This is a genomic window from Burkholderia sp. AU31652 (genome assembly GCF_002223155.1).
Classification (GTDB): Bacteria; Pseudomonadota; Gammaproteobacteria; order Burkholderiales; family Burkholderiaceae; genus Burkholderia.
In genome coordinates this window covers 130,926-143,156 of record NZ_NKFG01000008.1, presented here as the reverse complement: position 1 = coordinate 143,156, position 12,231 = coordinate 130,926, and the positions used below count along the sequence as shown (strand labels likewise).

The following is a 12,231-nucleotide window of genomic DNA, read 5'->3' as shown; positions in this document are numbered from 1 at the left end:
GCACGGCATCGTGCGACGCGCAACGCGTCAGCGATCCGCACGTCAAACGCCCGTGGCAAACACCGGTGCGAGCGCACGGTAAAGCGCGCGAAACGTCGGCCGCCGCGCGTCGCGATACCACGCGTGGCGCGCCATGTCCGGCTCGCGTACCGCGATGATCGGCGGCTGCGGGCACACGTCGTCGAGCGGCGCATCCGGTTCGAGCGCGAGATGCGCGAGGCGCGCGGCGCCCAATGCCGGCCCCACCTCGCCGCCCGCGCGCAAGGTCAGCGCACGGCCGCTCAAATCGGCGAGCATCTGCGTCCAGTACGCGCTGCGCGAGCCGCCGCCGATCACCGTGATGCTGTCGGGCGCGAGCCTGGCGGCATGCAGCGCGTCGATGCCGTCGAGCAGCGCGAAGCCGACGCCTTCGAGCGTCGCGTTCGCGAGATCCGCACGCTGCGTGTCGGGCGTGAGCCCGTAGAAGACGCCCTTCGCATTCACGTCGTTGTGCGGCGTACGCTCGCCGCTCAGGTAAGGCAAAAACCACGGGCGGCTCGCGCGCGCATGCGTCTCGGCGTCGTCGAGCAGCGCCGCGACGCCGTCGTAACCGGCCAGTTGCGCGGTGAAGTCGAGACAGCCGGCCGCGTTCAGCATCACGGACATCAGGTGCCACGTGTCCGGCAGCGCGTGACAGAAGCTGTGCACGGCCGATTCGGGATTCGCGCGGAACCCGTCCGACACCGCGAAATAGACGCCCGACGTGCCGAGCGACAGCAGCGCATCGCCGGGCCGCACGATGCCGACGCCCACCGCGCCGGCCGCGTTGTCGCCGCCGCCCGCCACCACCGGGATCTCGCGCAGCCCGAGCGCGCGCGCGACGGCCGGCAACAGGGTGCCGGTGATGCGGTTGCCTTCTAACACGGCCGGCATCTGCGCGCGCGACAGCCCGCAGGCGGCCAGCAGCGTGTCGTCGTAGTCGCGCTTCGCGACGTCGAGCCACAGCGTGCCGGCGGCATCCGACGGATCGGTCGCGAATGCGCCGGTCAGCCGGTAGCGCAGGTAGTCCTTCGGCAGCAGCACGTGGGCGATGCGCGCGAATACGTCGGGTTCGTGACGACGTACCCACAGCAGCTTCGGCGCGGTGAAACCCGGCATCGCGATGTTGCCGGCCACGGCGCGCAGCGTGGGCGCGAGTCGTTCCAGTTCCGCGCACTCCGCATCCGCCCGACCGTCGTTCCACAGGATCGCGGGGCGCAACACGTCACCGTGCGCATCGAGCAGCGTCGCGCCATGCATCTGGCCGGTCAGTCCGAGTGCGTCGATGTCGCGCGGATCGATACCCGCCGTGCGCGCATCCGAGACGAGTGCGGCCAGCACGCCACAGGCGGCATCCCACCAGTCGCGCGGGGCCTGCTCGGACCAGCGCGGCTGCGGCCGGCTCACCGTGAGCGGGCGGCTCGCGCTCGCGCGCACCGCACCGTCGCGGTCGAGCAGCACCGCCTTTAAGCCCGACGTGCCGAGATCGAGTCCGATGTACATGGCGTCAGCGCAGCCCGTAGATCGCCTGGTTCACGATGTTCTCGCACCGCTCCTGCGCGCCACTCGCGTGCTGCGGGTTCACCCCGCGCGCGAGCGCCTCGGCCGCGAGCGACGCCAGCGTATAGTCGCCCGACAGGATCTTGCGGCCGAATGCGTCGTCCCACTGCGCATAGCGTTGCCGACGCAGCGCGTCGAGCCGGTCGTTCTCGACCAGCACCGCCGCGCGTTCGAGCGCGAGCGCGAGCACGTCGATCGCGCCGACGTGGCCGTAGAACAGATCTTCCGGATCGATGCTCTGGCGGCGCACCTTCGCGTCGAAGTTCATCCCGCCGGTCGTGAAGCCCCCGTGGCGCAGGATTTCGTAGAACGCGAGCGTCAGCTCTTCGACGCTGTTCGGGAACTGGTCGGTGTCCCAGCCGTTCTGCGGATCGCCGCGGTTCGCGTCGACGCTGCCGAACACGCCGAGCGCGAACGCATTCGCGATCTCGTGATGGAACGAGTGGCCGGCGAGCGTCGCGTGGTTCGCCTCGATGTTCACGCGGATCTCGTTCTGCAATCCGTACTGCACGAGAAAGCCGTGCACCGTCGCGACGTCGTAGTCGTACTGGTGCTTGGTCGGCTCCTGCGGTTTCGGCTCGATCAGCAGCGCGCCCTTGAAGCCGATCCGGTGCTTGTGCTCGACGACCATCGACAGGAAGCGGGCAAACTGGTCGCGTTCACGCTTCAGGTCCGTATTGAGCAGCGTCTCGTACCCTTCCCGCCCGCCCCACAGCACATAGTTCTCGCCGCCGAGCCGGTGCGTCGCATCGAGTGCATGGCACACCTGGGTCGCGGCCCACGCGAACACGTCGGGGTTCGGGTTCGTCGCGGCGCCGGCCGCGAAGCGCGGGTGCGAGAACAGGTTCGCGGTGCCCCACAGGAGCCGCACGCCGCTCGCCTGCTGACGCTCGCCGAGATAGTCGACCATCCGCGCGAAATTCGCCGCATATTCCCGCAGGCTGTCGCCTTCCGGGGCGACGTCGGTGTCATGGAACGTATAGAAAGGCGTGCCGAGCTTCGTGAAGAATTCGAATGCGGCATCGGCCTTCATCCGCGCCCGTTCGAGCGCGTCGCCCGGCTGCTGCCACGGCCGCTGGAATGCGGCCTGCCCGAAGATGTCGTGCCCCGGCCACACGAACGTGTGCCAGTAGCACACCGCGATCCGCAGATGCTCGGCGAGCGTCTTGCCCAGCACGCGCCGCTCGGGGTCGTAATGGTGGTACGCGAGCGGATTGTCCGACTGCGGGCCTTCATAGCGAATCGCGGGAATGTGTTCGAAATACGACATGGCGTCTCCGTGCTGGGTCTTGTTGCAGCGCAACGTGCGTCGGGGTGGCGCACGCGGCCGAATTCGGTAGGCTGGATCGTGCCCGCGCCCCTGCCGGGCGGCAATTGCGAAATTGCGCAGCACGCTTAATGTTTCTTGCCAGCCGCTGCGCGCGGCACACGTTCCGCCCTACAATCGCCAAACACCAGACACCGCGCGCCGCCGACCCGGGCGCGCCCCGGAGACAACGGCACCGCGCCCCTCGACGCGCGTGCCCCGAGAGCGAGATGACACGCGTCCCTTCCGCCCAGACACCGCATCGCATCGCGCTGCTGTTCAACGCGAACAAGGTCTACGACCGCGAGATCATCAGCGGCATCGGCCAGTACCTGCACACGACGCGCGTCGTGTGGGACCTGTTCCTCGAAGACGACTTCCGCTGCCGGCTCACCGGCATCGAGCGCTTCGACGGCGACGGCATCATCGCGGACTTCGACGATCCCGCCGTCGCCAGCGCGCTCGCCGGCTCGCCGCTGCCGGTCGTCGCGGTCGGCTCGTCGTATGAGGATCCGGCCCAGTATCCGGACGATGTCCCCTATATCGCGACGGACAACCCGAAGCTCGTGTCGCTCGCGTACACGCACCTGATCGGTGCGGGACTCGCGCATTTCGCGATGTACAGCCTGCCGATCGCGCAGGAAAACCGCTGGGCGCAGCAGCGCGAACTCGCATTCGACCGGCTCGCACGCGCGGACGGGCTCGATGCGCCGATCTACCGCGGGCTGTCGACGAGCGCGTCGGGGTGGAACCACGCGATCGAGCAGCTGATCGGCTGGCTGCATGCGCTGCCGAAGCCCGTCGGCGTGATCGCCGTGACCGATGCGCGTGCACGGCACCTGCTGCAGGCCTGCCTGATCGCCGGCATCGCGGTGCCGGAACAGGTGGCGATCATCGGCATCGACAACGATCCACTCACGCGCACGCTGACGCGCATTCCGCTGTCGTCAGTGATCCAGGGCACCGAGGAAATGGGCCGTACCGCCGCGCACCTGCTGCACCGGATGTTGCGCGGCGCGCGCTTTCCCGGGCAGCGCATTCTCGTGCCGCCGGTCGGCATCAACGTGCTCGAATCGACGCGCCACCAGCCGCTCGCGAGCCCGCACGTGATGCGCGCGCGGCATTTCATTCGCCAGTACGCGTGCCAGGGGATCAAGACCGAACAGGTCGCCGACTACGTCGGCGTATCGCGTTCGCTGCTCGAGGAGCACTTCCGGCGCGAACTGCAGCGCACCGTGCACCAGGAAATCCTGCGCCACAAGCTCGAAGCCGCGCAGGCGCTGCTCGCCGGCCGGCAGGCGTCGAGCGCCGAGGTCGCGATCCGCTGCGGGTTCACGTCGCTCCAGTACATGTACGCAGTGTTCAGGCGCGAGCTGGGCTGCACGCCGCGCGAATACCAGGAACGCGCGGCCGCCTCAGCCTCCTGCTGACGGCCGCCGACCATCTGACCTCTTCCCATGCACATCGATACCGATTCCTCCTCCCTGACGCACGGCGCGGCGCGCGTGCCTTCCGAACCGTGGGGCACGCTGCCCGACGGCGAGCCCGTTCGGCGCTACACGCTGCGCAATGCGCACGGCATGCGCGTCGTCGTCAGCGACCTCGGCGCGACCGTCGTGTCGTGGCTCGCCCCCGACCGCACGGGGCGCTTCGCCGATATCGTGCTCGCGCACGACACGCCGGCCGAGTACCTCGAATCCGGGGCCTACCTCGGCGCGACGATCGGCCGCTGGGCGAACCGGATCGCCGGTGCGCGCTTCGAACTCGACGGCATCGGCTACCCGCTCGACCGCAACGAGAACGGCAACCTGCTGCACGGCGGCGCGAACGGCTTTCATCGCGCGCGCTGGGACGTGATCGACGACTGCGGCGGGCTGACGCTTCGACTCGATTCGCCGGAAGGCGACGCGGGTTTTCCGGGCAACGTGACCGTGCAGGTTCGCTACACGCTCGACGACGACGGCACGCTGACGATCGACTATACGGGGCGGACCGATGCGCCGACGCCGTTGAACCTGACGAATCACAGCTACTTCAACCTGAACGGGCGCCCGGGCAGCGACGTGCGCGGCCATCTGCTGCAGATCGATGCCGACGCGTTCCTCGAAGTGGACGAGGCGCTGATCCCGACCGGCACGGCCGACGTGACGGGTACCGCGTTCGATTTCCGGCACAGCGCGCCGATCGGCGCGCGCCTCGACTGGCCGAACGCGCAACTGGCCCGCGCGCGCGGCTTCGATCATTGCTTCGTCCTGGGCGACGGCGCGCGCGAGGCCCGGCCCGTCGCACGCGTCTACGATCCGGAAAGCGGGCGTGAGCTGATCGTGTCGACCGATCAGCGGGGCCTGCAACTCTATACAGGCAACTATCTCGATGGCCTGCGCGTGAGCGGCGGCACACGTTGCACGCCACACGCGGCGCTGTGCCTGGAGGCGGGCGGCTTTCCGGATCAGGTCAACATGGCCGGCCTCAGCGGCGCCGTGATTCTCTATCCGGACGCCGTCTATCGACAGACCACGCGGTATCGGGTAGGCGTTCATGCGTAGCGTGCGTGGGACAGCACGGCCCGGCATTCGCGGCAGAACCTCGCACCGGGAGAATCCTCGGAACCGCATAGGGCGCAGCGCATAAAACCCGCTTCCAGCCAAGGGGCGACATCAAAATATTACGCGCCACGCCCCGTGGATATTCAGGTTGACTACACGATTCGCGTGCCGACTGGCGTCGCGTGTGCGGCGCGCCCGGGGCTGCCCTCGTCGGAAGAATCGCTGCGCAAGACGCCGGTTGCGCCGGTTGCGCCATTTGCCCGCTCGTCCGCCTGCATGCAATCCACGCGCCGGCCGCTCGTGACGCATCGGGCGGGCGACACCCCGCGCCGGGCGGCGGACACCGGTTCACTTCGCGCCCCTTTCGCGCAAGACTAGCCGACGCCGTCATGCAGCGCCGGGATGTCCGTACGACGCGCGTTGCAACCCGCGCTGCCGGGAAAACCCGCCCTCCACTACGCACACCGCGATTCGACGCCGCCATGCACGGTCCTCATGCCGCGCATGAAAACTAATCGATTGTTGGCACCCCGGATCGACGCCGACAATCCGCACCATGCCCCCTTCGTTTGCGGTACGGGCCACTCACCCTCCCAATCGGCACACCACGATCCATGAACCATCCCGCCACCGTTTCCTCGATCGCCGGGGCCCGCAAGGCCACGCCAGCGCCCTGCCATGCGCGCGCCCGCACCTGCGGCGAAGCGCTCGTCGACCTCCTCGAACGCCACGGCGTCGAATGCGTGTTCGGCATTCCCGGCGTGCATACCGTCGAGCTCTATCGCGGCCTCGCCGCGTCGTCGATTCGCCACGTGACGCCGCGCCACGAACAGGGGGCCGGCTTCATGGCCGACGGCTATGCACGCGTCACGGGCCGGCCGGGCGTCTGCTTCATCATCACCGGGCCGGGGATGACCAATATCGCGACCGCGATGGCACAGGCCTATGCGGATTCGATCCCGATGCTGGTGATCTCGAGCGTCAACGCACGACGCGAACTCGGCCGCGGCGACGGCCGCCTGCACGAGCTGCCGTCCCAGCGCGACGTGTTCGCGGGACTCACCGCGTTCTCGCACACGCTACTCGACGCGGCCGACCTGCCGCAGGTGCTCGCGCGCGCCTTCGCGGTCTTCGCCAGCGCGCGGCCGCGGCCCGTGCATATCGAGATTCCGCTCGACGTGATCGTGATGCCGGCGCCCGCGCTGTCCGACGCCCCGCCCGCGCTGCCGGCGCGGCCCGCGCCGGATGCGAACGCGCTCGCGGCGGCCGCCGACCTGCTCGCGCACGCGCGCCGGCCGCTGATCCTCGCCGGCGGCGGCGCGATCCACGCGGCAGCGGAATTGCGCGAACTCGCCGAACGCCTGCACGCGCCGGTCGCGCTGACGATCAACGCGAAGGGGCTGCTGCCGGCCGGCCACCCGCTGCTGATCGGCTCGACCCAGTCGCTGCCGGCCACCCGTGCGGCGATCCGCGATGCCGACGTGGTGCTCGCCGTCGGCACCGAGCTGGGCGAAACCGATTACGACGTCACGTTCGACGGCGGCTTCGCGATCGACGGCCGGCTGATCCGCATCGACATCGACGCGCAACAGCTGATGCGCAACGCCCGCGCCGAGATCGCCATCGCCGGCGATGCACAGCTGGCGCTCGGCGCGCTGTCGACCCGCCTGCACGAAACGCCGGCCCCGACACCCGACGCCGACTGGGGCGCGCCGCGGGTGGCCGCCGTGCGCGCCGCGATCGCGTCGATGCACGACGGCGCCGCGCAGTCGCAGGCGCGGCTGATCGACACGATCGTCGCCACGCTGCCCGGCGCGATCATCGCCGGCGATTCGACGAGCCCCGTCTACGTCGGCAATTTCACCCACGATGCACCGGCGCCGCGCAGCTGGTTCAATTCGTCGACCGGCTACGGTACGCTCGGCTACGGGCTGCCCGCCGCGATCGGCGCCAAGCTCGCCGCGCCCGCGCGCCCGGTCGTGTGCCTGATCGGCGACGGCGGCCTGCAGTTCACGCTGCCGGAGCTCGCGAGCGCGGTCGAGGCGCGGCTGCCGGTGATCGTGATCGTCTGGAACAACCGCGGCTACGGCGAGATCCGCAAATACATGGTGGCGCGCGACATCACGCCGATCGGCGTCGATCCGTATACGCCCGATTTCCAGACGCTCGCACGCGGCTTCGGCTGCGCGGCGCACACGGCCGCGACACCCGGCGCGCTGGCCGCCGCGCTGCGCGACGCCGCGGCGCGCGCGATCCCGACCGTGATCGAAATCGACGAGGCAACCTGGTTCGCGCAGGTGCAACGATGAGCACGACACCCGCTCTCGCGTTCGATCCGCCGCTGCACACGCGCCACTTCATCGACGGGTCCTGGCGGGCGAGCGTCGACGGCGCGACGTTGCCCGTCGTCGATCCGTCGACGGAAGCCGTGCTCGCCGACGTCAGCGCAGGCGGCGAGGCGGACGTCGAGCAGGCCGTGCAGGCCGCATCGCGCGCGTTTCCCAGCTGGCAACGCACGACGGGCGCCACGCGTGCGGCGTTGCTGCGCGCGATCGCGCGCGGCGTCGACGCACGCCGCACGCGGCTCGCCACCCTGCAGTCGCTCAACAATGGCAAGCCGTTCGCCGAAGCCGAAATCGACGTCGCGGACGTGATCGCCACCTTCGACTACTACGCGAGCCTCGCGGAGCGCCTCGACACCGACGGCGAAACCGAGATCGCGCTGCCCGATGCCGACCATCGCGCGTGGATCCGGCGCGAGCCGGCCGGCGTCGCCGCGCTGATCGTGCCGTGGAATTTCCCGATGGTGACGACCGCGTGGAAGCTCGCGCCCGCGCTCGCGGCCGGCTGCACCGTCGTGCTGAAGCCGTCCGAGATCACGCCGCTGCCCGAGCTCGAGCTCGCCGCGATCGCCGCCGACGCGGGGCTGCCGCCCGGCGTGCTGAACGTCGTGACGGGCACGGGCCACGACGTCGGCGCCCGACTGTGCGCGCATCCGCGCGTCGCGAAGGTGTCGTTCACCGGCAGCACCGCCGTCGGTGCGCAGGTCATGAAAACGGCCGCCGACACGATCAAGGGCGTCGGCCTCGAACTCGGCGGCAAGTCGTCGATCGTCGTGTTCGACGACGCCGATCTCGATCACGCGGTCGAGCTCGTCACGGGCGGCGGCCTGTTCAACGCCGGGCAGATGTGTTCGGCGACCTCGCGCGTGCTCGTCGCCGCGCCGCTCGCCGATGAACTGATCGCCCGCCTCGCACGGCGCATCGACGCGACCGTCGTCGGGCCGCCGTTCGCCCCCGGCGTGCAGATGGGCCCGCTGACGAATCGCGCGCAATACGAGCGCGTGAAACGCCACATCGCGCAGGGCCTGGCCGACGGCGCGCGGCTCGTGACGGGCGGCCACGCGCCCGACGGCCCCGGCTATTTCATCCGACCGGCACTGTTCGCCGACGTGCCGGCCGACAGCCCGCTATGGTGTGAAGAAATCTTCGGGCCGGTGCTGTGTGTCCGCCCATTCGACACCGAGGACGATGCGGTCGCGGCCGCCAACGACACCGAATACGGGCTCGTCGCCACCGTCGTCACCCGTGACACGGCACGCGCCAGGCGGGTAGCCGACGCGCTCGAGGCGGGCGTCGTGTGGATCAACACGCCCCAGCTGATCTATCCGCAAACCTCATGGGGCGGCTACAAGCGCAGCAGCATCGGACGCGAACTCGGCCCGTTCGGGCTCGCCGCCTTTCAGGAGATCAAGCAGGTCATGATGCCGGCCGGCTGAGGTCGTCGGGCCATGCGTTTATGTCATGCCGCGCATGCGGATATTTCGTTTGTTGCGGAAATTTGACCTCCCTACAGTTCCTCCACACCCCGCGCCGCAGTCGGCGCCCGGCATCGAACCACCCGGCATCGTTCATCAGGAGACGGCCATGCAACACTTCAAGGCGGGCAGAAGGCAGGTGATCAAAACCCTCGGCACGGCGCTCGCTGCATCCGCCCTTCCGATGCCATTCATCAGTACTGCGAAGGCACAGACGAGCAGTTTCGCAGGCAAGACGCTGCGCCTGCTCACGTGGTCCGACGATACCGGCGCGGCCGCGCTGCGCAACATCGCGGAAAGCTTCAGCAAGCAGACCGGCGCACGCGTGATCGCCGATCGCGCGGACGGCACGTCGGGGATGGTCGCGAAGGTCAAGGCCGCGGGCGAGCGGCCGACCTACGACGTCATCACGCTGGCCGGCGTCGGCGCGGCCGGCCTCGCGGAAGCGGGCCTGCTCGCGAAGCCCGACCTGAACCGGCTGCCGAACCTGAAGGACGTCGCGCCGCAGTACCGCACCGGCGCGAACGGCTTCGGCATCGGCTACCTGCTGTGGTCGGACGGGCTGATCTACAACACGGCGACCGTGAAGAGCGCACCGTCGAGCTACGAGGCGCTGTGGGATCCGAAATATGCGGGCCGCCTGTTCCTGCCGCCGCCCGAGTGGGCGGAAGCGGTCGACCTCGCGATCATCGCGGCGAAGCTGGCCGGCGGTTCGCAGCAGAACATCGATCCGGGATTCCGGAAGCTCGCGCAACTGAAGGACCGCGTGATGACCCTCGGCGAAAACCCGAACCAGGTCGCGGACCTGTTCCGCACGGGTTCGCTCGACCTCGGCGGCATCTATTCGCCCGCGTTCTTCCCGGACCAGATCCGCAAGCCCGACTACAAGATGGGCGTGACGTACGGGATGAAGGAAGGCTTCGCGACGCAGCTGATGTTCACCGTGATCCCGAAGGCGCACCCGGGCGACCTCGACCTGATCCACGCATTCATCAATCATTCGCTCGACGCCGGCGTGCAGGGCCGGATGGCGGCCGACGTGCTGAACGGCCCCGTGAACGGCAAGGCCGTGATTCCCGCGGAAAGCCGCGCGTTCGTGCCGTCGCCGCAGCAGATCGCGGAGAAAGCCGTGCTTCATGACGACAAGGCGCTCGCGGCCGTGCAGCCGGCGTGGATCAAGCGCTACACAGGCCTCTTCTCGGCGTAACGACATGGCCTCCCTGTCCTCTCCCCGAGACGCCGCGCCGGCCGCCGCCGGCACGGCCGGCGCGGGCGCCGATGCGCCCGCGCTGCCCGGCGTGCCGCCCTGGCTGCTGCTCGCGCCGATCCTCGCGTTCCTCGCGGTGCTCGCCGCCGCGACGGTCACGGTATTGCGCATGAGCGTCGGCGTGTCCGGTGACGAATGGCGGACCTTCACGCTGCAGAACTATCTCGACCTCGCCGACCCGTACTTCACGACGTCGTTGTGGCTCACGCTGCGCCTCGCGTTCCAGAGCATGGTGTGCGCGGTGCTGCTGGCGATCCCGGTGGCGCTCGCGATGGCGCGGACCGAATCGCGGCTCGCGCGCCGGTTGCTGCTCGCGGGCGTGCTGTTGCCGCTGCTCGTGAACCTGCTGCTGCAAGGCTATGGCTGGCTCGTGATGCTCGGCCCGGCCGGGTTGCTCAACCGCGCGCTGCTGGCCGGCGGCGTGATCGGGCGGCCGCTGCAGCTGCTGTACCGCGAGCACGGCGTGCTGCTCGGCCTGATCCAGACCGCGTTCCCGCTCGCCGTGCTGCCGCTGTCGAGCGCGCTGCGCGCGGTGTCCCGCGCCTACGACGAAGCCGCCGCGACGCTCGGCGCGAGCCGCTGGCAGACGCTGCGGCACGTGACCTTGCCGCTCGCGATGCCCGGCCTCGTCTCCGGCGCGCTGCTCGTGTTCGCGTACAACGCCAGCGCGTTCGCGGTGCCGCTGCTGCTCGGCGGCCGGCGCGTGCCGATGCTCGCCGTGCTCGTGCACGACCAGGTCGCACCGCTGCTCAACTGGCCCGCCGCGTCGGCATCCGGCGTCGTGCTGATGGGTGCGACGCTCGTCGTGATGGCGGTTTCGCAGCGCCTCGTGCGCACCCTGCAACGTGCCGACGAGGTGAACCGATGAATGCCCTGCGCCTGCGCGCGCCCATGCCCGGCCGCCTCGGACGCGTGACCGGCGCGCTCGCGACGCTCGTGCTGCTGCTCGCGGCGCTGCCGATCCTGACGATGATCACGATGTCGTTCGGCGCATCGGGCACGCTCGAATTCCCGCCGCGCGAATTCAGCCTGCACTGGTATCGCGCCGCGTGGCAGACGTTCGTGTCGTCCGATGCGGGCAGCGCGCAATCGATGGGCGCCGCGCTGACGACGAGCCTCGTCGTCGCGGTCGCGACGATGCTGATCGCGACCGCCGTGTCGGTGCCCGCGGCTTACGCGCTGTCCCGCTACCGCTTTCGCGGCCGGGTGCTAGTCGAGCAGCTCGTCGCATTGCCGATCGTCTATCCGCTGGTGATGCTCGGCCTCGCGCTGCTGATCGTGTTCAACGCGCTGCCGGTCGAACTCGGCATCGTGCGGCTCGTCGTCGCGCACGTGATCCTGACGCTGCCGTTCACGGTGAAGAACTGCGCGGCGTCGGTCGCGTCGATCGGCCCCGATTTCGAGGAAGCCGCGTGCCTGATGGGCGCGAGCCCGCGCCGCGCGCTCGTCGACGTCGTGCTGCCGCTGATGCGGCCCGGCATCCTCGCCGGCATGCTGTTCGCGTTCATCGTGTCGTTCAACGAATTCACGGTGACGTTCTTCCTGTACAGCATCGACACGATGACGCTGCCGGTCTGGCTCTACAGCCGCACCGTCTCGTCGCTCGACCCGACCGTGTTCTGCTTCGCCGTGTTCACCGTCGCGATCGACTTCGCGCTGATCTGGATGCTCGAAAAACTCGTCGGCGACAAGGGTGTCGCGCTCTGACGCGCACGCC

General features: G+C 69.5%; 9 protein-coding genes. 7 read left to right on the top strand and 2 right to left on the bottom strand.

The genetic code is table 11. The features are described from left to right. Window positions 1-42: 42 nt before the first annotated feature. Both xylB and xylA read right to left on the bottom strand, forming a co-directional pair. Complete coding sequence (gene xylB / locus CFB40_RS36400; RefSeq protein WP_089429337.1) at window positions 43-1,521, bottom strand: xylulokinase; 1,479 nt, start codon at window positions 1,519-1,521, stop codon at window positions 43-45. A gap of 4 nt (window positions 1,522-1,525) precedes the next feature. Further along, a complete protein-coding gene (xylA, locus tag CFB40_RS36395; RefSeq protein WP_089429336.1) occupies window positions 1,526-2,848 on the bottom strand; it encodes a xylose isomerase in 1,323 nt (440 codons plus the stop codon). A 266-nt stretch (window positions 2,849-3,114) separates the two neighbouring features. Between xylA and CFB40_RS36385 the strand changes: the two genes are divergently transcribed. The 7 genes from CFB40_RS36385 to CFB40_RS36355 all read left to right on the top strand — a co-directional run bounded on the left by CFB40_RS36385 (window position 3,115) and on the right by CFB40_RS36355 (window position 12,221). Then, the gene (locus CFB40_RS36385; protein WP_089429335.1) at window positions 3,115-4,314 is read left to right on the top strand and encodes a XylR family transcriptional regulator; all 1,200 of its coding nucleotides are present in this window, start codon (window positions 3,115-3,117) and stop codon (window positions 4,312-4,314) included. Between the two features lie 27 nt (window positions 4,315-4,341). Then, on the top strand, window positions 4,342-5,430 hold the full coding sequence (locus tag CFB40_RS36380) for an aldose epimerase family protein (RefSeq protein ID WP_089434135.1): 1,089 nt from the start codon (window positions 4,342-4,344) through the stop codon (window positions 5,428-5,430). A gap of 614 nt (window positions 5,431-6,044) precedes the next feature. Further along, window positions 6,045-7,739, top strand: coding sequence for a 5-guanidino-2-oxopentanoate decarboxylase (locus CFB40_RS36375; RefSeq protein ID WP_218829605.1), 1,695 nt, complete (start codon window positions 6,045-6,047; stop codon window positions 7,737-7,739). Next, entirely contained in the window at window positions 7,736-9,208 is a 1,473-nt protein-coding gene (locus CFB40_RS36370) for an aldehyde dehydrogenase family protein (protein WP_089434134.1), read from the top strand. The genes CFB40_RS36375 and CFB40_RS36370 overlap by 4 nt, the downstream gene beginning before the upstream one ends. Window positions 9,209-9,356: 148 nt before the next feature. Continuing rightward, the gene (locus CFB40_RS36365) at window positions 9,357-10,454 is read left to right on the top strand and encodes an ABC transporter substrate-binding protein (RefSeq protein ID WP_089434133.1); all 1,098 of its coding nucleotides are present in this window, start codon (window positions 9,357-9,359) and stop codon (window positions 10,452-10,454) included. A 4-nt stretch (window positions 10,455-10,458) separates the two neighbouring features. Beyond that, entirely contained in the window at window positions 10,459-11,382 is a 924-nt protein-coding gene (locus CFB40_RS36360; RefSeq protein ID WP_089429331.1) for an ABC transporter permease, read from the top strand. After that, window positions 11,379-12,221 (top strand): ABC transporter permease, encoded by an 843-nt coding sequence (locus CFB40_RS36355; RefSeq protein ID WP_089434132.1) that lies wholly within the window; start codon window positions 11,379-11,381, stop codon window positions 12,219-12,221. The genes CFB40_RS36360 and CFB40_RS36355 overlap by 4 nt, the downstream gene beginning before the upstream one ends. Window positions 12,222-12,231: the final 10 nt, after the last annotated feature.

Coding starts and splice junctions, on each gene's coding strand:
- xylB (WP_089429337.1), bottom strand. CDS start 1,521: ATGTACATCGGACTCGATCTCGGCACGTCGGGCTTAAAGGCGGTGCTG.
- CFB40_RS36380 (WP_089434135.1), top strand. CDS start 4,342: ATGCACATCGATACCGATTCCTCCTCCCTGACGCACGGCGCGGCGCGC.
- CFB40_RS36385 (WP_089429335.1), top strand. CDS start 3,115: ATGACACGCGTCCCTTCCGCCCAGACACCGCATCGCATCGCGCTGCTG.
- CFB40_RS36360 (WP_089429331.1), top strand. CDS start 10,459: ATGGCCTCCCTGTCCTCTCCCCGAGACGCCGCGCCGGCCGCCGCCGGC.
- xylA (WP_089429336.1), bottom strand. CDS start 2,848: ATGTCGTATTTCGAACACATTCCCGCGATTCGCTATGAAGGCCCGCAG.
- CFB40_RS36370 (WP_089434134.1), top strand. CDS start 7,736: ATGAGCACGACACCCGCTCTCGCGTTCGATCCGCCGCTGCACACGCGC.
- CFB40_RS36355 (WP_089434132.1), top strand. CDS start 11,379: ATGAATGCCCTGCGCCTGCGCGCGCCCATGCCCGGCCGCCTCGGACGC.
- CFB40_RS36365 (WP_089434133.1), top strand. CDS start 9,357: ATGCAACACTTCAAGGCGGGCAGAAGGCAGGTGATCAAAACCCTCGGC.
- CFB40_RS36375 (WP_218829605.1), top strand. CDS start 6,045: ATGAACCATCCCGCCACCGTTTCCTCGATCGCCGGGGCCCGCAAGGCC.